Origin of the sequence: Rheinheimera sediminis, assembly GCF_004005375.1 — a bacterium.
Classification (GTDB): Bacteria; Pseudomonadota; Gammaproteobacteria; order Enterobacterales; family Alteromonadaceae; genus Pararheinheimera.
The window spans coordinates 1-327 of record NZ_RZUF01000100.1; the positions used below are offsets into that span (position 1 = coordinate 1).

Here is a 327-nt window from a genome sequence, read left to right on the forward strand (position 1 = left end):
GCTTCTGGCAGTTGTCGGTCACAGTAGGTAACTTATGGGTGCTGCTGGCCAATAGCAGTATTCGCAGTGAAACAGTTCTGTCGCAAGTTGAAGCCACAGGCTTATCGGAAACCGCCTTTTTAATGTTCTTCTTTGCAGGTTTTGCCTTAGTGGCAGCTGCTGTGTTTGCCTTGTATGCACGTAGTTATACTATGTTGGATAACTATAGGGCTGCGGCTTAGTTTTACTGAGCATAACAATAGGGGCAAGACGCAAGACTTGCCCCCGTTTTCCGCTCTCAAGTAGAGGGTTATGTTGCTGCGGGAAGGGCATAGTCCACGCAGACAC

Annotated in this window: 1 pseudogene; it reads left to right on the top strand. The window is 48.6% G+C overall.

What is annotated here, in order from left to right:
* Nucleotides 1–221: pseudogene (locus EMM73_RS19940) on the top strand (MFS transporter); the annotation flags it as partial.
* Nucleotides 222–327 lie beyond the last annotated feature (106 nt).